This is a genomic window from Chitinivibrionia bacterium (genome assembly GCA_009779925.1).
GTDB lineage: Bacteria > Fibrobacterota > Chitinivibrionia > Chitinivibrionales > Chitinivibrionaceae > WRFX01.
In genome coordinates, this window is the sequence record WRAZ01000005.1 from 68,813 (window position 1) to 89,774 (window position 20,962).

17 protein-coding genes are annotated in these 20,962 nt (G+C 43.0%); 7 read left to right on the top strand and 10 right to left on the bottom strand.

The window, feature by feature from the left end; genetic code table 11:
• Positions 1-31: 31 nt before the first annotated feature.
• Genes FWE23_03295 through FWE23_03305 form a run of 3 tightly spaced genes read right to left on the bottom strand, consistent with a single transcriptional unit; the run spans position 32 to position 4,241 of the window.
• Positions 32-2,512 (bottom strand): ATP-dependent Clp protease ATP-binding subunit, encoded by a 2,481-nt coding sequence (locus FWE23_03295; GenBank protein ID MCL2844463.1) that lies wholly within the window; start codon positions 2,510-2,512, stop codon positions 32-34.
• A gap of 38 nt (positions 2,513-2,550) precedes the next feature.
• On the bottom strand, positions 2,551-3,123 hold the full coding sequence (locus FWE23_03300) for an 8-oxo-dGTP diphosphatase (GenBank protein ID MCL2844464.1): 573 nt from the start codon (positions 3,121-3,123) through the stop codon (positions 2,551-2,553).
• Complete coding sequence (locus FWE23_03305) at positions 3,096-4,241, bottom strand: PDDEXK nuclease domain-containing protein (protein ID MCL2844465.1); 1,146 nt, start codon at positions 4,239-4,241, stop codon at positions 3,096-3,098. The genes FWE23_03300 and FWE23_03305 overlap by 28 nt, the downstream gene beginning before the upstream one ends.
• 182 nt (positions 4,242-4,423) lie before the next feature.
• On the opposite strand from FWE23_03305, the gene FWE23_03310 reads away from it, so the two are divergent.
• The 3 genes from FWE23_03310 to FWE23_03320 are packed head-to-tail and all read left to right on the top strand — an operon-like array spanning position 4,424 to position 7,082.
• Positions 4,424-4,741, top strand: coding sequence for an STAS domain-containing protein (locus FWE23_03310; protein ID MCL2844466.1), 318 nt, complete (start codon positions 4,424-4,426; stop codon positions 4,739-4,741).
• Positions 4,742-4,795: 54 nt separating this feature from the next.
• The gene (locus FWE23_03315) at positions 4,796-6,712 is read left to right on the top strand and encodes a SpoIIE family protein phosphatase (protein MCL2844467.1); all 1,917 of its coding nucleotides are present in this window, start codon (positions 4,796-4,798) and stop codon (positions 6,710-6,712) included.
• A complete protein-coding gene (locus tag FWE23_03320; GenBank protein ID MCL2844468.1) occupies positions 6,681-7,082 on the top strand; it encodes an ATP-binding protein in 402 nt (133 codons plus the stop codon). The genes FWE23_03315 and FWE23_03320 overlap by 32 nt, the downstream gene beginning before the upstream one ends.
• A 14-nt stretch (positions 7,083-7,096) precedes the next feature.
• Here the strand turns inward: FWE23_03320 and radC are convergent, their stop codons facing one another.
• The 6 genes from radC to FWE23_03350 form a co-directional block, all read right to left on the bottom strand.
• On the bottom strand, positions 7,097-7,789 hold the full coding sequence (gene radC / locus FWE23_03325; GenBank protein ID MCL2844469.1) for a DNA repair protein RadC: 693 nt from the start codon (positions 7,787-7,789) through the stop codon (positions 7,097-7,099).
• Position 7,790: 1 nt separating this feature from the next.
• Positions 7,791-8,705 (bottom strand): dihydroorotate dehydrogenase, encoded by a 915-nt coding sequence (locus FWE23_03330; GenBank protein ID MCL2844470.1) that lies wholly within the window; start codon positions 8,703-8,705, stop codon positions 7,791-7,793.
• 85 nt (positions 8,706-8,790) lie between these two features.
• On the bottom strand, positions 8,791-10,008 hold the full coding sequence (locus FWE23_03335) for a glycoside hydrolase family 5 protein (protein ID MCL2844471.1): 1,218 nt from the start codon (positions 10,006-10,008) through the stop codon (positions 8,791-8,793).
• A gap of 14 nt (positions 10,009-10,022) precedes the next feature.
• On the bottom strand, positions 10,023-12,269 hold the full coding sequence (locus FWE23_03340) for an Ig-like domain-containing protein (protein ID MCL2844472.1): 2,247 nt from the start codon (positions 12,267-12,269) through the stop codon (positions 10,023-10,025).
• A 66-nt stretch (positions 12,270-12,335) separates the two neighbouring features.
• Entirely contained in the window at positions 12,336-14,387 is a 2,052-nt protein-coding gene (locus FWE23_03345) for a glycosyl hydrolase family 18 protein (GenBank protein ID MCL2844473.1), read from the bottom strand.
• A 103-nt stretch (positions 14,388-14,490) separates the two neighbouring features.
• Positions 14,491-15,705: an ABC transporter permease gene (locus FWE23_03350; GenBank protein ID MCL2844474.1), complete on the bottom strand. Its 1,215-nt coding sequence runs from the start codon at positions 15,703-15,705 to the stop codon at positions 14,491-14,493.
• A gap of 158 nt (positions 15,706-15,863) precedes the next feature.
• Here FWE23_03350 and FWE23_03355 point away from each other — a divergent pair, with 158 nt between their 5' ends.
• The 4 genes from FWE23_03355 to FWE23_03370 are packed head-to-tail and all read left to right on the top strand — an operon-like array spanning position 15,864 to position 20,024.
• Positions 15,864-16,865 carry a glycosyltransferase family 2 protein gene (locus FWE23_03355; protein ID MCL2844475.1) on the top strand — a complete coding sequence of 334 codons (1,002 nt, stop codon included), beginning with the start codon at positions 15,864-15,866 and terminating at the stop codon, positions 16,863-16,865.
• 2 nt (positions 16,866-16,867) lie between these two features.
• A complete protein-coding gene (locus FWE23_03360; GenBank protein ID MCL2844476.1) occupies positions 16,868-18,529 on the top strand; it encodes a radical SAM protein in 1,662 nt (553 codons plus the stop codon).
• On the top strand, positions 18,520-19,629 hold the full coding sequence (locus tag FWE23_03365; protein ID MCL2844477.1) for a DegT/DnrJ/EryC1/StrS family aminotransferase: 1,110 nt from the start codon (positions 18,520-18,522) through the stop codon (positions 19,627-19,629). The genes FWE23_03360 and FWE23_03365 overlap by 10 nt, the downstream gene beginning before the upstream one ends.
• Positions 19,620-20,024, top strand: a complete 405-nt coding sequence (locus FWE23_03370; protein ID MCL2844478.1) for a hypothetical protein — start codon at positions 19,620-19,622, stop codon at positions 20,022-20,024. Before FWE23_03365 ends, FWE23_03370 begins: the two co-directional genes overlap by 10 nt.
• 120 nt (positions 20,025-20,144) lie before the next feature.
• Here the strand turns inward: FWE23_03370 and FWE23_03375 are convergent, their stop codons facing one another.
• On the bottom strand, positions 20,145-20,774 hold the full coding sequence (locus FWE23_03375) for an FkbM family methyltransferase (GenBank protein MCL2844479.1): 630 nt from the start codon (positions 20,772-20,774) through the stop codon (positions 20,145-20,147).
• Between the last annotated feature and the right edge of the window lie 188 nt (positions 20,775-20,962).

Sequence of the window (20,962 nt, forward strand, 5' to 3'; positions counted from 1 at the left end):
ACGCCAGAAATACATATCGAAGTCGCATCTTTTATTCGTCTTTTTTCTCTTTTTCTACTTTGCTGACGACTACGTTTCCATCTTTCACATCGATTATAATATTATCGCCTTCTTGGTATTCTTTCATCAAAAACGCCTCTGCCAAAACGTCTTCCAGATTGCGTTGCAGTGCTCTTTGCAGCGGTCTTGCACCCAAATCCGCGTCGAAACCTTTGTTCAGAAGATGTTTTCTGAGTTCATCCGTGATTTCTGCGATTACTTTGCGCTCTTTAAGGCGTTCCAAGAATTCTTGCAGGCGAATATCTATAATTTTTTCAATGTCTTCTTTGTTCAGATGTTTGAAAACTATTGTTTCGTCCACACGGTTCAAAAATTCGGGAGTAAATACCTTTTTGAGTTCGTCGGTAACCCTGCCTTTCATTACGTCGTAGTTCGATTTATCGCTGTCTCGCGCAAAACCGAGCGCTTTTTTGCTTGCATCGCGAGTTCCCGCGTTCGACGTCATAATAATGATGGTGTTTTTGAAATTAACGTGCCGTCCGTGCGAGTCCGTGAGCCGTCCGTCGTCCAAAATCTGAAGCAAAATGTTAAAAACATCGGGGTGCGCTTTCTCTATTTCGTCGAGCAACACCACCGAATACGGCTTTTTGCGCACTTTTTCGGAGAGCTGTCCTGCGTCTTCATAACCGACAAATCCCGGCGCCGAACCTATAAGTTTGGACACCTCAAATTTTTCCATATATTCGGACATATCTATTCTTATGAGCGCGTCTTCGCTATTAAAAAGTTCTTTGGCGAGCGCTTTTGCAAGTTCGGTTTTTCCAACTCCCGTAGGTCCCAAAAATATGAATGACGCAATCGGTCTTTTTATGTTTCGCAAACCTGCGCGGCTTCTGCGAATACTTCGCGCGACCGACTCCAGCGCCTCGTCTTGTCCGATTATGCTCGCCCTTAAATGTTCTTCGAGTTTCATAAGTTTTTGCGATTCCTGCTCTTCCAGCTGGTTAAGCGGGATGCCCGTCATTGACGAAAGCACTCGCGAAATTGCGTGTTCGTCCACTACAAGAACGTTTTCGGTCATATTTTCGCGCCATTTTTTGTTCCGCTCTTTGAGTTCTTCCGTAAGTTCGTTGATAATCTTTTGCTGGACTGCCGCTTCTTCAAAAATTTCTGTTTGTATCGCAAGATTTTTCGCCTTTTCCGCTTCTTCGATTTTCTGCTCCAAATCGCGGATTTCCTGAGGAATTTCCATTCCCGAAAGCCGCTTGAACGCTCCCGCTTCGTCAATAACGTCTATTGCTTTATCGGGTAAAAATCTGTCCGAAATATATCTGTCCGAAAGAACGACCGCCTCTTTTATAGCCTCGTCCGTGTATTTTACTTTATGGTGGTCTTCGTATGTTTTTTTCAGCCCGCCGATAATTTGGATAGCCTCCTGCACCGACGGCGGCTCCACCATAAGCGTCTGAAATCTGCGGTCGAGCGCGGCGTCGCTTTCAAAGTATTTTCGGTATTCGTCCAAAGTGGTCGCGCCTACGCACTTTATTTCGCCGCGAGACAGGGCGGGCTTAAAAATATTCGCCGCGTCCAAAGCGCCTGACGCGCCTCCCGCTCCGACAATCGTGTGAATTTCGTCTATAAAAACTATAACGTTTTCGTTTTTTTGCAATTCTACTATGAGCGCTTTCATTCGCTCTTCAAATTGTCCGCGATACTGCGTTCCCGCTACTATTCCGCTCAATTCGACCGTAAAAACAACCTTGTTTTCGAGCAACTGCGGAATTTCGCGATTAACTATTTTTTGCGCCAATCCTTCTACTATCGCGGTTTTTCCTATTCCCGGCTCGCCTATTAAAAGCGGATTGTTTTTTCTGCGGCGCGTTAAAATCTGTATAATTCTCTCGATTTCTTTGCTTCGTCCGATAACAGGGTCGAGTTTGCCTTCTTTGGCGAGTGTGTTGAGGTTTCGTCCGTATTGGTCTAAAAACGGCGTTAGGCTTTTTCTGATGGGCTGAGTTGTTCTGCGAGTCATTCCGGGGGCTTGCTTGCCGCCTGATTGTTGCGCCGCTTTATCGTCTTTCGCCATAAGAACAACCTGCTCTTTTATCTGTTCGTAATCAAGTCCCAGCCCCGTTAATACCGCCGACGATTGCGATGTCGGGTCAAGGATTAACGCCATAAGCAAATGTTGCGTTCCCGTTTGCGGCGCATTCAGATTTTGCGCTTCGATTTTTGCTCTCTGCAATGTTGTTTTTGCACGGGGGGTCATAGGAAGCGTTGTTCCGGGCATAACTGCTGTTCCGCCGTCGGAAATGCTTGCTTCCAGTCTCCTGCCGATTTCTTCGATTTCTATGCCCAGATTATTAAGAATTTGCACGGCGCTTCCCGTTCCTTCTTTAACTATGCCGAGCAAAAGGTGTTCAGTTCCGATGTAATCGTGTTTAAGGCGCGTTGCCTCTTCTCTCGCAAAATTGATAATTATGTTTACTCTTTCGCTGAATTGTCCGCTCATTTTTTACTCCTAATATTGTTTTTGGAGCATAAAATACGTTATCGCCGAGCGTTGTGCCAATGTTTGTTGTATTCCAAAGACAAATTTTCATCGACTTCTATTATTTTATCGAGCATTTTGTCGCCGTCAAACACAAAACGTCCGCAAAACTTCTTTCCTTCAAGCATTAAAGGCAGCCAAAATATGTCGTCCGCCCACATATTTTCGTATGGAATTTCGCCGACCTTACACCAAAACGGCTTAGCTTCGCCGGTTTCCGCTATTTCTCCGCTATATTCGTCGCTCACAAAAACATAACCTTTGAGCGTATAGCCGTCCGTAAAGCAAAAATTCAACTCGCCGACTTTTCGCGGATTTTCGGGAGTTATGCAAACTTCTTCCTGCGTTTCGCGGATTGCCGCCTCCAAGTCGCTTTCGTCGGGGTCTATTCTTCCGCCCGCCGCGTTTATTTTTCCCTTGCCGAGCCCTCGCTTTTTGTGGATTAGAAGGACTTCGTCGCCATTATTCCTAAAAACGAACGACAGAACGGCGTATTCGGAGAATTCCTCGTTTTTCCAGTGGTAGTCGGCGCAGGTTTTTATATTCATAAGTTTGTCTTTCTTTCGTCCCAAAAGTTCATCTCGTTTTCAATATCCTCTACAGTGGGAAGGTTTGCTTTTACCTCGCTTGCCATTACGTTAAATTCTTCTTGCCAATCGGCTATGCCCATGGGATTTTTGTAGCCCTCTAACGAATATTCAACAACTGTGCGATTTTTTTCTTTTACCAACAGTAAGCCAATAGTCGGCTTATCGTCTGGGTGTCGCAACACGTCGTTCACAATATTTTGATACATATTAAGTTGCGCCAAATCGCCTACGTCAAATTTGCGCGTTTTAAGCTCGATAACCACGTAGCAACGCAATTTCAAATGATAAAATAATAAGTCAATATAAAAATCGTCGCCGCCAACTTCCAAGTGCACTTGCCGTCCGACAAAAGCGAACCCCCGACCTAATTCAAGCAAGAATTTTTCTACATGTGAAACCAATGCGCGTTCTACTTCGGCTTCACGTCGCGTATCCGCTGTGCCAAGAAAATCAAAAATATAAGGGTCTTTGAAAACGTGCTCCGCCATATCGGAGTCTTTGGGAGGAACAGATGTTGAAAAATTTGTTATGGCTTTCCCCTCGCGCTCAATAAATCGCATATCAATCATGTGGTGTAATATGTTGCTGCTCCAGCCGTGCTCTAATGTTCGCGCCGCATACTTTTCTCTTATTTCGTTATCTTTAAGTTTGCTTAACAACATCAAAATACTGCGCCACTGTATTTTTGCAACAGGCTGTTGCAAAATTTCGGGACTTGTCCATGTCTTTGCAAATCGCTTCATATTGCCGAGGTTGCGCGCGGAAAATCCTTCCATATCGGGAAACTCTTTGCACAAATCAGCCGAAAGTCGGTCAATTACTCGCGCGCCCCAGCCCTCTGCTTCCTGCTTTTTAAGTATATCGTTGCCAATGTGCCAATATAACTCTATCATACCTTGATTTGCCTGTATGATAAAATTTAGCCGCGTGGTTTTAACGCGTTCTACGATAGCGTTCCGCAAGTCAAAGTATGCCGCGTCCATTTCGGAACTGAGCGGCGGAACGGGAATTACAACGCCTTCGCGTTCTCTTCCCATAGATTTTCTGCTATCGCTTGTATTTGCACTTCTTGTTTGCATTATTTGTTTGTTTTTTGACATTATTTTCTCCTTAGCGTTTACATATATAGAAATATACATTTTGCCATAACCAAAAAGAGGCGCCAAACAGCGCTTGTTGCGCAATTATATTTTTGTAATCGATATTTTCCGTTTTCCGCTTTGAGCAAATAGTATTTTAATATTCGGGAAAAATAAAAACCTTATATAATGGGGGTATGGGTATGGATATAAGTATTACTAAAACGCGGAGCGGAGAAAAAACAGTTATAGCCATCGAGGGCTGGTTAGGCGCTACAACCGTACCGAAACTCGAAGAGGTTCTGATTCCGGCTTTTGACGAAACAAAGCAAGTAGAGCTGGACTTTGACAAACTTGCGCACGTGTTTTCCGCAGGATTGCGAGTGTTGCTCTTAGGCGAGAAAACCGCTAAAGCAAAAGGCGGCAAATTAACCGTAGTGAACGTTTCTCCGGAAATTAAGGATGTTTTTGATATGACCGGATTTTCGGACATTTTAGAATATACTTTGAAAAGCGAGTAGCGGATGCGAAAGAAAAATTCCAAAAAAACATCAGGGTTCAAGCAGAAGGGATATATGTCCATAAGGACAAAAATTCTTTTTATAGTGTTCGGTTTTTTCTTTGCTGTCGCGTTGGTTTTTGCTTTTTATTCGTCTTCCGCTACAGCCGACAACAAGCGCTTCCGCCTCGAAAGCGTAAGGCACGAGGTCGAGCTTAAAACGGGAGAAGTAAACAAAATGACCGCCCAAATAGGACAAGCGGCGTTATTTTCCGCTTCGAGCGCGTTTATGACCCTCAGATATCAGTCAAGACCTTTGGGCGAAAAAATGGCTTACAAAATTCTGAGAAATACCGATGTCGCCATAGGCGTCGGCTTTTGGTTTGAGCCGTATCGTTTTGACCCGAGAGTACGGTTTGCCGGCGTTTATGCGTTTATAGACAGTGAAACCGGCGAAGTCGAAATGGAGAATTTTGCATTCGTCGAAACTTACGATTATCCGAAATCCGACTGGTATACCGAAATTGCATATCTTTTGCAAAACCAGGGGCAGGTTGTTTGGACTCGTCCGTATGTTGACGATTCGGGCACCTTTGCTCTTATGGTTACGGCGGGCGCTGGCATATTCGACGAAGACGGAAACCTGATAGCGTTATCGACCGTCGATTGGAAAATCGGCGAAATAATCGAAATGCTGACGAATATAAAGCCAACTTACGGAAGTTTTGCCGTCTTGGCTGACCCCGAAAAAAACCTGATTATATCAAATACCCTTACGATGAACAGCGAAGGGCAGATATTGTGCGAACTTCCTTGGGACATAAACTCCGATATTTTTGTGCTGAGGGGCGTGGAATATATGACTTTCAGACGTATTATGAATAACGGCTGGCTTTTGTCCATACAAGTTCCCGTAAATGAAATTTTCTCCGAAGTAGAATATCAAGTCGGATTTTTTACGATAGTGATGGTGATTTTGGCGATTTTGATGTTGCTTTGCATTTATTATTTAATTTCGATTTTGGTAAACAAGCCGATTAAGCGTTTGGTTTCGGATGTTGTCAAGTTAGATTCTGAGAATTTAGGCAAACAAATTCAAATCAGTTCAAAGGATGAAATCGGAGTACTTGCGTCGGCTTTTAATAAAATGACGACCAAACTGAAATCGTCTTTAGAACAAAGCGCAAGAGAGCAAGCGGAAAACCAGAGAATGAACACGGAACTGAACATTGCCACGCAAATACAGGCAAGCGTTTTGCCGTGCGTTTCGTCTTTGTTTTCGGATGTAAAAGACTTTGAAATTTCGGCAAGTATGAAGCCGGCAAAAGAGGTCGGCGGCGATTTTTACGACTGCTTTTACGTCGATCCCGATACCTTTGCCGTTATTATTGCGGACGTGTCGGGTAAGGGAGTTCCGTCGGCGCTGTTTATGATGGTTGCCAAAACGCTGTTAAAAAGCAACGCGCAATTCGGCAAAAGCCCGATGGAAGTTTTTGAACATGTTAACGATTTGCTCTGCCAAAACAACGATACGAGTATGTTTGTTACGGTGTTTATGGGCTATCTCAACATTAAAACAGGAAAATTTACCTTTGTAAACGCAGGGCATAACCCGCCGCTTTTGCGCCGCAAGGAAAATTACGATTACATGAAAATTAAAAAAGGGTTTGTTCTTGGCGGTATCGAAAACATGTCTTATGTTCAAGACGAAATTACTTTGGAAGCGGATGATGAAGTGCTTTTATATACCGACGGTATAACGGAAGCGCTTAATAAAGAAAACGAACTTTTCGGCGAAACGCGCCTGCTTACGGTGCTAAACGAAAATCTTAATTTACCGCTCAGCGATTTAACATACAAAATAAAGAGTGAAATTGATAAATTCGCAGACGGAGCGGAACAAGCGGACGACATTACTATGCTTGCGTTGCGCTATAACGGAAATGAAGGAAATTTAGCTTATGAAAGAACTTTCAGTAGAAGCAAAACTTGAAAATCGGGACGCAGTTCAAAACTTTGTCGCCGAAGAATTAGAGGTGTTCGGCTGCCCGATAAAAGAGCAAACGAAGATTGCCATTGCAGTAGAAGAAGTATTTGTGAATATCGCAAATTATGCGTACGACCATCCTGTCGGCAACATTAACGTACGCATTTCCGGCGGAGAAGAAATCATTATTGATTTTGAAGACAACGGAAGACCGTATAATCCTCTCAAAAACGCCGATCCCGACATCACCAAGAGCGCGGAAGAACGCGAAATCGGCGGTTTGGGAGTGTTTATGGTGAAAAAAATAATGGACGCGGTTGAGTACAAACACGAAGATGGCAAAAATATTTTGACGATACATAAGAAAATCGCGTAAAAACTAACGCGCTCTTATTTCCATGCTCCCATTGCTTTCCATTTTTGACTTTCGCGCAAACTTACAACTTCGTTTCCGGAAATTATTATATGGTCAACTAAAGGGATTTCGAGCGCGTTGCCCGCCGTGGCGATTTTTTGCGTTAAAATCCAATCGGTATTTGATGCTTCAAGCGATTTGGCGGGGTGATTATGCGCAATAATTATGCCTGCCGCTTTTACTTGCATTGCTCTGTCAAAAAGTTTTTGCGGCTGAATGGGACAATTTGCAGCAACTCCTTTTGCCACGATTTCCGTCGAAATTATGCCGTTTTGCTTGTCGAGTAGAAACAAAATTATGTATTCTTCGCACAAATTTCCAAAATTAAAAGACAAGTATTTTGCGACATCGTTTTTGCCATTCAGTCTGAATTCGCGCTGAGTAATTTCTTCTTTCAGGCAAAATCCCTGCATATCTTTTATGAATTTTATTAGCGAAACGCTTCTTTTTCCGAGCCCGTCGATTTCTTCCAGTTCGCGTTTTGGGGCGTTAAGGACGCCGCTTATGGTTTTGTATTTGGCAAGCAAGTCTTTTGCGAGCGGCTTTACGTCTTTTCGCGGAATAAGCACGCACAAAAACAATTCCAATATTTCATAGTCGTGAAACGCCTCAATTCCGCTTTTTTCGTATCTTTCAAGTATGCGTTGCCTGTGTCCTTGGACGTCCATTTTAATTTTCCATTAAACTTGAAATTTGCGCAATGTTTTCCACTTTTTTCTCGCGCATCCATTCCTCAATTCCCGAAAGAATGGTATTTGAAATTTGCGGGTCGATAAAATTTGCCGTTCCTATCTGAATAGCCGTTGCTCCCGCCAAAAAATACTGAATAGCGTCGTCGGCGCAGATAATTCCGCCCATTCCGATAACGGGAATTTTCACTCTTCGGCTCACCTGATAAACCATTCTTACACCGACGGGTCTTATGGCGGGTCCCGAAAGTCCTCCTGTTTTATTCGCCAGTACGGGGCGGCATTTTTTTGTGTCGATAACCATTCCTACAAGCGTATTTATGCAACTTACCGCATCCGCGCCGCCTGTTTCCGCCGCCGTCGCGATTTCGCAAATATCGCTAACATTTGGCGAAAGTTTAATAATAAGCGGTTTTTTAGTGAGTTTTCTGAGTTTTGCTGTAATTTGCTCTACAAGTTTTGGGTCGGTGCCGAATTGCATCGCGCCTTTTTTAACGTTCGGGCAAGATAAATTTATTTCAAATCCCCAAACATTGTCGATTTCTTCCAGTTTTTCCACAACTTGGCAATAATCTTCCTCGCTTGTTCCCGCAACATTCGGGATAATCGCCGTTTGTCCGCATTTTTCTTTAAGCCAAGGCAGTTTTTCGCTGATAAATTTTTCAACGCCGACGTTTGCAAGCCCGATAGCGTTAAGCATTCCCGATGGGGTTTCTATAATTCGCGGCGTGGGGTTGCCCAAGCGCGGCTCAAGGGTAATCGCTTTTGTGTAAATTGCGCCGATTTCATTCAGGTTGCAAAAAGGCTCGTATTCTTCGCCGTATCCGAAAGTTCCGCTTGCAACGCCAATTGGGTTTTGCAGAGTTTTGTCTTTAATTTTTACTGTTAAGTTCATAGTTATCCTTACGCAAAATTTTTATACGAAAATAATATTTGCCGAAAATAAAAAGGGCGTATGCCATACGCCTCTACGAAATTGCTTAAAAAACGAACATTGCCGCCAAAGTTTGCGCCCAAAGTCCTGCGTTTGCTCTTCCGTTTGAGCGCTCAAGCAATCTGAAATTACCGCCGTCATCCCAGTAAATAGGCACAATTCCGTTTGCAACAGCCGCCGTTGCCACTGTGCGAATATATTCAATGTGTGTATTTCTTATTTCTGCAGACATATTGCTGCGTATATTAGTTTGCGCGCCCCATTCTCCGATATATACCGCAATGCCTCTGTCTATAAAAGTTGTTTTAAGATTTCCTATTGCGTAAGCAGGGTGTCCTCTTTCGTTCTGTTCCCAAGTATGCAATAGCGTTTGCCCCGGCGTCTGATTTGATATATCTGCTACCGTATATCGCCAAGGGTGATAATAGTGAGCCGAGACTATCAGTTTGTCGGTGCCGTTAGCGCCGTCGTTCGGCAATAATCTGCCGCGAGCGTGAGCGGCTATAACGGTTTCGGGCTCCGTGCTACCCAGACCGGGAACTGCCACAAAACGAGTTGTGTTATTGTCCCCTGTTGCACGAATTGCATTTAATGCCGCTTGGTTCCACTCGTACAAAATATCCTGTTCCCTTGGAGTTGCGTTAAACCCCCAATTACCCGAATGGACTTCGTTCATCGTTTCAAAAATGAGATAATCTCCGTAATTTCTGAAATATTCGGCTATTTGAGCCCAAACGACTGCGAGTTGGTTTTGAATTTCAGCTCTTTTTTCAGAGTTATTAACCGCCGTGGCAAAATCCAAAAATCCCCAAGTGCCTCTGTGGGGTTCCGTGTAATTTCCGTCGTGGTGTATGTTTATTATTATTGCCTTGAAGCCCGCGTTTCTTGCATAATTTACAACTTCGGCGACGCGTCTGAGTCGTGCCTCGCTTACCCTGAATTCGGGAGCGGGACCTATGTGTCCTATCCACGTGCAGGGGATGCGTACCATATCAAAACCCGATTGCCTTACGCCGTTGAATAATTGTTGCGTTGCCAAAGGGCGCCCGCTAATCCAAAAACTTTCGATTGCCAACGTTCTGTTGTCGTTTACTGCGTCCAAGGTGTTGCCCAAATTCCAGCCCATTCGGATGTTGTTATCCATTAAAAACTGCAATGCGGTTTTCCCTGACATTTGTTCGGGCGTTTGCGGTCTTGGGTCTGCGAAAACAGAGGCGGAAAAGCATAACGTTGCGAGTGCGAGCGTTTTTAGAAAATTTTCCATAACATTCTCCTTTTTTACCTTCTCACGCCAATTTTTGCGTAATGCACATATACTTGCCCGCTCATAATATCTATTGCTTCGGCGATTATAAGATATGTGCCGCTACCGACAAATCTTCCTGCGTTATTGGTTAAATTCCAGACAAAAACGTCGTTGTTTCTGCCGTTTGTTTCAAACACCGTGTTTCCGAGATTGTCCATAATATGAATGTTTACAAGTGAGGCATTAGGTGTTTTTACCTCAAATCTTGCAAAGTCAGAAGATACTACATTCTCAAGAATAATGCCGAACCTATTGTCGGAGGACTGCCGTCTTCTTATTGTTGAGGGGTCTTCGGCGATTTCTTCAATCAGGGTAAGCACCAACTGAACGGGCAAGTGTCCCCATCGTGCGGGGTTTTCGATAACACGGGTTGTGAAAGTGTTAAGTCCTCTCATCAGTTCCCTGCTTTCGGCAAGCACTCTGTGATAATAAATGGTATCTCTTCCCGCTCCCGTTGCGCCTATAAGCGTCGATACATTTGCCGCGCCTGCCGGTGTAGGTGCGGGTGTGCGCAAACATATCGGCGAGCCTATTCTGTTCGCCTCTGCCGTTGCAACAGCAAAATCGCCTGTGGGATTTAATCCGATATACGGCTGAACGGTCGCTCTTGTCGCGCCGCCTTGGTATATAAACTCAATTCTGTAGTTGCCGCGTCTCGGAATATCTGCATCTATGCTGAACCACGAGCCGACAGCGCCTTGCGCTTCCGTATCGTGCTGCACATACCACACTCCGCCGTTGCTACTGTTTACCATACCTGCCGAGCCTCTTACCGTCGAATTACGGACGCCTGCTGTTGCGGGTGGAACAGGGGGAGAAACATAAAGTAATCTTGTTGCGTCCAAACTTGTTGCGGGAACTACCGTTATAGTGGTTGTCGCCGTGTGGTCGCCCGCTCTTGCGGTAATTGTCGCCGTTCCCGCTCCTACAGCCGTTACTACTCCGCCTGATACCGTTGCAACCGAAGCGTTGCTTGTTGTCCAAGCAACAGTGCTGTTTGTTGCATTTGAGGGGGTAATGGTTGCCGCTAAGGTTTCTCTTGAGCCTGCCATAATTCTCATTGCGCTTTTATTAAGCGCTATTGCTGTTGCGGGACGGTCGGGGTTCGGAGTTGTTTCAATGCTGCGCGTTCTCGGGTTCCAGCCATTTGGGAAAATGTAGGTATTGTAGTCTCTTCTGATTATTGTGGCGTCGCCAAAATCCATCCACGCTTCTCCTACGCCGCCTGCAAAATCGTGCCTGCGATAAAGTCCCCATTTCGGACGAATTTGCTGGTCGTGCGTGGAGCCAAGTTGTGTTTCCTGACACGGACTTGTTTCGGGACGGCGCCAAGTATCTACTCTGCCAAACCATTCGCCCAATCTTTCGGGATTATCGGGGTCGTTTATATCCCAAATGGCGCTGTGTACATAGCCGTCATCCGAATAATGGACAGTAAGTTCTTTATAGAGCCATCTGTTTCTTATACGAGACATAGGTATGTCAATGCCTGTTGTGCTCCCGCCGCCACACGAGAGGCGTGTGTATATGAATCGGAACCTGTTTCCGTTAACAACGCTCCAAGTCATCATAGGTCCAGCCGCTTCGTTTCCCGAAATAGGACTAACATTTATTGCCTTAATTTGGAACAAGTGGTTAAAGCCCACGTGTCTGGTGCCGTTGAAATTTGGATCCCACGCCATCATACGACCTTCGGCATCAACTTCGTCGGGAATTCTTATTTTCCAACGATATGTAAATATTGTTCTTGTCTCCACGGGGAAATCTCTCTCGAAATTCCAATTTACTCCGTTTGATGGGTCGCGAGCCATAATTCGGCTACCTCTTGAACCTGCCAATTCCATTCTTTGACGGTCTCTCCTTGCGCCGTCATAATCTCCTGTGGGGTGCAAAAAAAATCTGAAAATATCGAGGTTTTCGAGTATATTCGGATTTGCCGCAATTGCCGCACCGTCAGCGCGTCTTGAAACCATATTTATACGGTTAAAATCCAAATTTGACGGCGAAGACGACCTGAGCGGACTTTCAATGCTCATACGAAGCGTCGAAGATGAGTGTGAAAGCACTTGGTTTGACAGTAAATCTCTGTTAAAGTTAATGATAAAGACCGTGTCCATCTGACCTACATCCCGTCTCAGTCCCAACCCTGACGGTTGTGCGCTCACTACCGTCGGTAAAAAAAATGCAACAAGTGCAATTGCTTTAAATAAATTTTTCATCAGAAGTTTCTCCTTGATAAAACAAAGGACGATTTATTCAAATCGTCCCTGTTAAAATATTTATATTTACTTAATTAAAACCCGTTTCGTCAAACTTTGTCCCGAATTTGTCCTTACCTGTAAAATTGCCGCTTGGTTTCTTGCAATCGTATTCGGAAGCGCGATATTCGTAGTAGCTTCTCCTATTTGCAAGTTTCGCTCAAAAAGCAACCTGCCGCGAACGTCATACAGTGCAACGCTTGCATTTCGCACATCTGCAGGGAGTTGCAAATTGAGGTTGCCGTTCATAACAGTGGCGTTAATTCCCGAAATTGTTCTTGAACGGTTATTTGCGTTCGGTACAACAATTGATGGGTTATCTTCGGTTTTCAAGCCTTCTACCATAAGCGAATTTACCGTTAAGGTTGTCGGTCTGCCGTTTGTTCCGAGCGCGTTTATGGAAATGCCCGTGACATTTGCCATATTTAAGCCACCCGCAGGCGGACTTCCCTTGCTCCAATTAAACGGATCCCATTCAAAACTGCTTGGAGTGAAATTCGCCGTTATATTTTGACCGACGGAAAGTTCTACCATATACAGAAAATCACCCATAGCCAACGCTAAATAAGTCGGTTCGTTTGACGAATAATTTATCACGATTCGATCAGCCTCTTCCCAATCGCCTTGATCAAACGCTATGCCTACGTATGGCCAAGCAGTTGCTGGGATACTATTGCCTGTAGGAACAGGTCCCAGCGTCCAAGTCGCGGACAGCGGATTTCCTTGGCTCGTTATATTTACGGAAGAACCGTTTCTTCCCTCGTCCCAAACCCTTGTCCAAGCATCGTTCCCGAGATTACCGCTTGCTAAATCGGGAGCTTCTATCCAATTACCCGACCGCGTCCATCTTGCGGTTAAAGTAATGTTTTGCGTTATTTGCGTAGAGAAATTAAATTGCGTATTTCCGTTGAACCAGCCGACAAAATCGTGCCCGCTTCTTGTTGGGTCGGCGGGTCTTTGGATTGTTGCGCCGCTCTCAATACCCGTAATCGAACCGACCTCAGAGCCACCGTTTGAGTTGAAAGCGACGGTGAATATTTGTATATTGCCACCGTCTCCCGTCCAGCCGCCGTGGTGTTGGTTTCTTGTCCAAATTAGATTCCAAAGATTGTCGTTTACGTGTTGAGCGTCGTGTTGTCCGCCGGGGAGAATTTCCCAAACTATCGCTCCACCGAATTGACCGTTTCGTGCAAAGTCTATTTTTCGATTTATATCAGTGGCGCTGTTATCTCCTCGTGTGCCTTGGTTCGGATAAGTTGCAATACCGATTAAAAGCCGTTCTCTTGAAAAATTCGGTTGTCCTTGTCCGAATGCAACCCAAGCGTTCATTGCCGCTTCCGCACCGACAGGGTCTGCGTGTGTCCGCCAAGTTACAGGCTGGGTAACCTGCATCATATCGTAAGTCATAAGTCCGATTGCATCTGCCTGCCAAATGTCTCGCTGAACACGAGCTCTACCTGTCGCTCCCATATTAAAATGATTACCGAATTGTGGATTTGGGCTGTCGCCGCCTAATGCGATTTGTATTCTTCTGCCTTGCATACCCGAATGCGCTCTGAGTTCAACCAACAAATCCATATACGCTATCCATTCGGCATCGCCTCTCGGAAATTCCCAGTCAAGACAAACTCCATCTAAATTATGCTGGTTAAGAAAATTCACTATATTGGTAATAAACCTTGTTCGGTTTTGCGCGTTGCCTAGTACAGGCATAAAATTGTGTGTCGCTCCTCCTCCTCCGCCAATTCCGAGCAATATTCTGACACCTTTTTGCTGTGCTGTTCTTATAGCTCCGTTAGGGTTTGCTAAAGCGGCGACCCATTGAGGATGTCCTTGGTCTGATTCCCAACCGTTTCTCCACGGTCCCCACCAACGTAAATCTAAGTTGCCGTCAGAAGTAGGATATACCTGAAACAACACCAAATGCGTAAGACGCTCCAAATCTTGATTTCTGAGCGGGTTGGCAGTGTGCCGCATAGTTTGATAATAACCGACAATCTGTCCTTGACCGTGTTGAGCGGACACCGACACAGGGAACATTATAAATAAAATCAATGCAAACGCCAAGAATTTTCTCATAGATGCTTTCTCCTTTTTTCGGAAAAAATTTAACTCGAATTCTCTATGTAAAATATAAGCGAAAAATCGTGAAATTTCACAAAAAAATGAGGAGAGAGGGAAATTACTCGAAGCGAAGCGCTTCTATCGGGTCTAATTTGCTTGCCTTGAACGCGGGATACCATCCGAAAAACATTCCTGTGGCGACGCAAACGGCAAAACTTATTATTATGGATGTCGGAGCAATCGATATTGCCCAACCGAGCGTCTGGTGCAGTGCAAACGATGCGCCCACGCCGAAAAGCATACCTATGACCCCGCCTGTTAAACTTATCATTATCGCTTCAATCAAAAATTGCATTAAAATGTCTTTGCCTTTTGCGCCGACCGCCATTCGCAAACCGATTTCGCGCGTTCTTTCGATTACGGACACAAACATAATGTTCATAATTCCGATACCGCCCACCAAAAGCGAAATTGCCGCAATCGCAGTCAAAAGCGCGGTCATCATATTGTTGGATTCTTCCATCATATTGCCTAATTCCTGTTGCGAGTGGATTTGGAAGTCGTTGGGGGCGTCTTCGCGAATTCTTCGGTGCGCGCGCAAAATGTCTGCGACTTCGGCGATTGCTTGCTGTGTGAGCGATTCGTCAACGACCGAGGCTATAATTTGCCGAATAGTTCTGCCTGCTATAAGCCGTCTTTGCACAGTGTTAAACGGCGCCAAAATTATGTCGTCCTGGTCTTGTCCCATACTGTTTTGCCCTTTGGGAACAAGCGTTCCGACAACAGTAAACGGAGTTCTGTCAAATCTTATAGTTTGTCCGATTGGGTCAAAATCGCCGAAAAGATTGTCGATAATAGTCTGCCCTATAACCACTACTTTTGCGCCTCTTGCAGCTTCTTGGTCGTTAAAATTTCGTCCGTCGGCAATGTCGAGCGCACGTATATATATGAATGACGGCTCTACTCCGTTAATCGAAGTCGTCCTGCTTTCTGCCTGAAATCGCACGGTTCCGTTTCGCGATACCACGGGGGAGACGTACGACAACATTGTAGCATTCGCCTGAATTGCGCGCAGGTCGCCTTCGTCAAATCTTGCTCTTGCGGCGGCAGTTCTTGCTTGTCCTCGCATATCGCCGCCGGGGACTATAAACAGCATATTCGCCCCCATAGCGGCAATGCTTTCGCGAATGCTTTTCTGCGTTCCCGCGCCCACGGCAAGCATCGTAATCACCGCCGCCACGCCGATAATTATGCCGAGCATTGTAAGAATGCTTCTGAAACCGTTGCGCAAAATCGCCTTGTATGCGAGCGTAATAAGTCGAAATAAAGTCATATTGTCCCCATTTTAGTTGTCCGTAATATGATATTCCGACGAGAGAATTTGTTACAAAAAGAAAAAAAACTTTTTTTTTCACATATACGGATTGGCGATATAGTATTTTATGATAAACAACAACAAAATGGTGCAAAAATAACAAAAAAGGAAAAAATGTGAGAATCAGGAAAAACGAGCCTAACCACAAAGAGTTTAATGCGTTTTTTCTCAATGATGATAGGATAAAAAATCTTACATCATACGAAACTTTTCCAAATAAAGAAACAAAAAATCCTGTGGTGCGCGTTTTTGTTATGACATACAACAACATTGGTTTTGCGCGGCATAATCTGAATGGGATTTTAATGCAAAAAACAAATTTTCCCTTTGAAATCTGCATACAGGACGATTGTTCCACAGACGGGACTTCCGACATTGTGCGCGAATATGCAAGCAAATATCCTAATATAATCGGCAATATTCACCCTGAGAATTTATGGGGAAAAATTGCGTTTCGCAATAAATTCTGGGAAAATACTAAAGAGCACAATTGCAAATATCTTGCTTTTTGCGACGGCGACGATTATTGGACAGACCCGTATAAATTGCAGATACAATATGACTTTTTAGAAAATAACGGCGATTTTGCATTGTGTAGCGGCGGCTGGATAGTAAATAACGAATTTGACGCAACTCAACAAATGTGCGGCGGCGGAAAAATTGTAGGATTTGAATACGATTTCGAAAAAGGTCATTATCCGAATTATTGGGTAAAAAGTTTTACAAGAATGTGCCGAACAGACGCAATACCCGAGATGAGCACTGGATTGAAATTCAAATATTTCAGAGATGTTCATTTGGCTTACTTCATTTTAACAAAAGGCAAAGGCTACTTCTTTTCGCGGCTTTTCGGAGTTTACAACAAACACCAAGGCGGAATTTACGGCGGAATTGCTCCTGATAGACAAATGAGTGTGGATTACCGCGTGTATGAAGAACTTTATCGCGAAACGCGCAACAAACAGGTTGCCGCAGTATTTGTTCCTCTAATACTTGGGCAAATGCTTTTGTTGGCGGAAAATAAAGAAAAGCAAATCGCTTTTTATAAAGAAATCATAGAAAGTTTTCCCGAATTACGCGAAGAAGTGAATGAAATTATTTTTAAAGGAAAGCAATGATTATGAGAATTCCGAAAAAAAAATTATCATATTACGATTTGCAAGACAAAAAATTAATTTTGTGGGGCGAAGAAAAAATTCGATTGGATGCCGCGGATTTTTTCGGAGATTTGGATATTGCCGAATCCTTGCCTTTTGACGGTGAAATTACCGATGCCGACGGAAAAACAGTGGTTATATGTTCATTTTCGCCGCAAGAATATATTGAAAAATTAAAGAGAAAAGAACTGAATTTTATTACAATCGACGAAATGATTTCGACGGTTGACGAGATAGATTTATACAACAACGCCGTAAACCATCGCAATAAAAAAATAATCGTTTTCGGCGAAGAGGCGGGGATTTCTCTTTTAATTAAGCAAAATCCCAATCTTAAAATAGATTATATTGTAAATGATATTTGCGCGGGAGGACGTATTTGCAGCGCGCCCGTTAAACTGTGTTCGGAATTGCTGAACGAGCGAAGCGGTAGTTTTAGAATTATTTGCGCTATGAATCCTGATAAAGTTCTCAGAAGCGCATTTAATAAGCTGGGTTTGTCTTTCGGAAAAGATTTTTATTTCCATTTCGACGGCGGACTTATTCGCTCGCAATTACCGTCTCCATCTCAACTTTTGCGAAAAACTATGTCGGATTCTCCGAAATATAATATGGATTGTAAAATAAACGACGGAGTTCTTGCTATTCATCCGTTTAGCGCTTTACCTTGTTGCAACAGTATAACAATCGTTGCTCTCGAAAGTTTTCCGTATATCGGCTTAGAAGATATGGTTTCTTCTGTGTTTTTCAGAATTATGCAACTAAGCACAACAAACAGAACATACAGTTTATGTGTCCCCGGCAATAAATGTTACAGAATCGGCGATAAAAAATATCTTACAGACGATGAAAAATCAATTCGACGGGGAAAATACAGCCTGCTCAAACCGCAAGAATATACATGGTCGTTAAATTACGACGATTCTTGTAATTTGAAATGCAGAACTTGTCGAACGCACTTTATTACCAAGCCCACCGGTGATGAAAGCCTTGTTGATATGACACATAAAACCGTTGTTGAAAACATAAATCTAATGCCTAAGTTTATTTTTGGGGGCGGGGAAATGCTCTACGGAAAGTATAACAAAGACATCCTTTTTAATTGTAATCCTTACAAAGAAATAGACATACTTACCAACGGAACTTTGTTTAATGAAGAAAATTGGCAAAAAATAAGGGCAAAATATGACAGAATAAAATCTGTAAATGTTTCTGTTGACGCAGCAAGTAAAGAAATGTATAAAATAGTTCGCGGAGCAGATTTTGATGTGCTTCTCAAAAATTTGCGTATGTTATCCGAGTTACGAAAAAAGAACGAAATCGAATATTTTATGACAACATTCACTATTACAACGGTTAATTTTCGCGAGATGAAAGATTGGGTTCTGTTAATGAAAGAATTACAATGCGATAATTGCCTTTTTCAAAGAGTGCGTTGTTTCAGAGCGTTTAAACCGGAAGAACTCTATATTGAAGATGTGTACGACGAGCGAAACCCGCGGCACAAAGAGTTTTTGACATTAATTTCTGATCCGGTTTTTAAGTTGCCCAACGTGAAATTTAAGGATAAAAGAGGAATAGAGCACATATTTGAACAAAAAAAGGAAGCGGAACAATGCCAATAACCGTAACAAAACCGTCTATGCCGCCGCTTGTGGAATTTATACCTTATCTCGAGGATATTTGGGAGAGAAAAATCGTGACAAACAGCGGTTTGTATCATCAGGAATTTGAAGCAGAGTTGTGCAAACACCTGAAAATCAAGCATTTAAGCATTTTTACAAACGGAACCGTGCCGCTTACCACCGCTTTGCAAACAATGAAAATTACGGGCGAAGTTATTACTACGCCATACTCTTTTGCCGCGACAACGCACTCAATTCAATGGGTAGGCACAACGCCTGTATTTGCCGATGTTGATAATTACGGCAATATTTCGCCCGAAAAAATAGAAGAAGCGATTACTCCGAAAACCACGGCTATAATGCCCGTTCATTGCTACGGAAATCCGTGTAAGGTTAATGAAATTCAAGAAATCGCCGACAGATACGGTTTAAAAGTTATTTATGACGCGGCGCATTGCTTTGGCGTAGAAATAAACGGCAAAAGTATTTTGGAATACGGCGATATGGCAACGCTCAGTTTTCACGCGACAAAATCATTCAACACATTGGAAGGCGGAGCTTTGGTTTGCAGAGATAATATTACAAAAACAAGAATAGATAATCTGAAAAATTTCGGTTTTGTAAGCGAAACCAAAGTAATAATAAACGGAATTAACGGAAAAATGGACGAAGTCCGCGCAGCTTACGGCTTGCTTTTGCTGAAACATATAGGCAAAGAAATAGAGAAGCGCAAGAAAATCACCGAACATTACAGAAACTTGCTTTCAGACGTTAAGGGCTTACGGTTTTTTAACGATATTGAAAACGTAAAGCATAATTACATTTACTTTCCTATATTTATCGACGAAAAAGAATATGGAATGAGCCGAGACGCGCTTTATGAAAGACTAAAAGAAAACGATTTTTACGCAAGAAGATATTTTTACCCGCTGATAAGCGAATTTTTGCCATACAAAGGACTGCCCAGCAGTGCCGCCAAAAATTTGCCCAACGCGACAAAAATGTCAAGAGAAGTAATTTGCCTGCCAATGTACGCGGACTTGGTGATGGAGGATGTTGAGAAGATTTGTGAGGTTGTGAAAGGGAAAAGATGGCATTAACAAAACTTGAACAACTGATACGCGACCGTATTGTTGCTGAAAATTGGAGTTTGCCCAAAACGCCCGGACGAATTGCTCTTGAAAATTTTACGCCGTATCCTAAAAATCCTATTTTGACAAAATTCTTTACCGAAATAGGACGCGCTGATATTCTCGGCTCAGGCGTTAGAAATGTCGCCGAAAGTTTGGAGAAAACCGACCGTGTTGATGATGTTATTTTAGATTTGATGAAAGAGGACAATGTTATTTCCATTCCGAATATCGCTCAAAAAATCGAAAGAGGGATAACGGCGACGAAAGATAGGATATTCAATCTAAAAGCAAAAGGCATAATAGAGCGAATCGGCGCAAATAAAGGCGGACACTGGAAAGTAATAACAACTGCGCGTTCTTGAGTCCGCCAAAACAAAAAAACAGGCAAACTTACCTGCTTCAAAAAAGAAACCATTCTCCATCAATCTTCCCTTGTAATTCTTCCAAAACATTAGTTGTTTTCAAACAAAAATAGCAAACTATTATAAAATCGCATACAAAACAGTTTCATTTTTGCCTAAAGAATGATGTCTTATATAAAACTTATATTCAGGAACAAGCGAAATTATAAAAGCCGGAATTTCAATAACATCCATTGGTTTGTGATAAATACAGATAGCAAGTTTCGGTTTACACCTGCGAATTGTATTTTCCGCGCCTTTTAATGCCTCTAACTCTGCACCTTCTATATCCATTTTTATAAATGTAATGTTTTCGTTTTCAGGAATAACGGAATCTATGGCAACAACCTCTATGGGAATAGTACCGTTGTCAGAAATTTGAGAGGATACTCCATTCACAGCAAAATTAAAAGTTGCCTCGCTACTCCATACGCCTTTTTCTATTAATTCAACTCTTTCTATTCCCCATTTTTGTAGGTTTTGCAATGAGTTTTTGTATTGATCGGGAATTGGCTCAAAGGCATATATTTTGTTGTACTTCCCCTTACAAAACTCAACAAAATCTTTTACTGTTATCCCGTTAAATACTCCGCAATCAATAAAAATTTCGTTGTCATTGCAAGTCATTTCCGGTAAAGAAAAATATTGCTTGTCAAAAAAGAAATCATAGTCATTAATTTCGTAAACACTTAAATCTTTACCTTTTTCCATAAGCCGATATCTTAGTGTATCTAAAATCATTCGCATTTGTGGAGTAAAAACCCCTAAATGAAGGAATTTGTCTAAATTGCTTTTATAATATTGCTAAGAAAAAGATTCGCAAAGATACGCCTTGATTCGTCGTTTTGCAGCGCGTTATACGCACTAAGCAACAAAATCCCCCTTTCAAGATTGTTGCC

Bases quoted from the DNA above. Each gene is read 5' to 3' on its own strand.
- FWE23_03295 (MCL2844463.1), bottom strand. From the start codon at position 2,512: ATGAGCGGACAATTCAGCGAAAGAGTAAACATAATTATCAATTTTGCG.
- FWE23_03305 (MCL2844465.1), bottom strand. From the start codon at position 4,241: ATGTCAAAAAACAAACAAATAATGCAAACAAGAAGTGCAAATACAAGC.
- FWE23_03310 (MCL2844466.1), top strand. From the start codon at position 4,424: ATGGATATAAGTATTACTAAAACGCGGAGCGGAGAAAAAACAGTTATA.
- FWE23_03315 (MCL2844467.1), top strand. From the start codon at position 4,796: ATGTCCATAAGGACAAAAATTCTTTTTATAGTGTTCGGTTTTTTCTTT.
- FWE23_03320 (MCL2844468.1), top strand. From the start codon at position 6,681: ATGAAAGAACTTTCAGTAGAAGCAAAACTTGAAAATCGGGACGCAGTT.
- radC (MCL2844469.1), bottom strand. From the start codon at position 7,789: ATGGACGTCCAAGGACACAGGCAACGCATACTTGAAAGATACGAAAAA.
- FWE23_03330 (MCL2844470.1), bottom strand. From the start codon at position 8,705: ATGAACTTAACAGTAAAAATTAAAGACAAAACTCTGCAAAACCCAATT.
- FWE23_03335 (MCL2844471.1), bottom strand. From the start codon at position 10,008: ATGGAAAATTTTCTAAAAACGCTCGCACTCGCAACGTTATGCTTTTCC.
- FWE23_03340 (MCL2844472.1), bottom strand. From the start codon at position 12,269: ATGAAAAATTTATTTAAAGCAATTGCACTTGTTGCATTTTTTTTACCG.
- FWE23_03345 (MCL2844473.1), bottom strand. From the start codon at position 14,387: ATGAGAAAATTCTTGGCGTTTGCATTGATTTTATTTATAATGTTCCCT.
- FWE23_03350 (MCL2844474.1), bottom strand. From the start codon at position 15,705: ATGACTTTATTTCGACTTATTACGCTCGCATACAAGGCGATTTTGCGC.
- FWE23_03360 (MCL2844476.1), top strand. From the start codon at position 16,868: ATGAGAATTCCGAAAAAAAAATTATCATATTACGATTTGCAAGACAAA.
- FWE23_03365 (MCL2844477.1), top strand. From the start codon at position 18,520: ATGCCAATAACCGTAACAAAACCGTCTATGCCGCCGCTTGTGGAATTT.
- FWE23_03370 (MCL2844478.1), top strand. From the start codon at position 19,620: ATGGCATTAACAAAACTTGAACAACTGATACGCGACCGTATTGTTGCT.
- FWE23_03375 (MCL2844479.1), bottom strand. From the start codon at position 20,774: ATGGAAAAAGGTAAAGATTTAAGTGTTTACGAAATTAATGACTATGAT.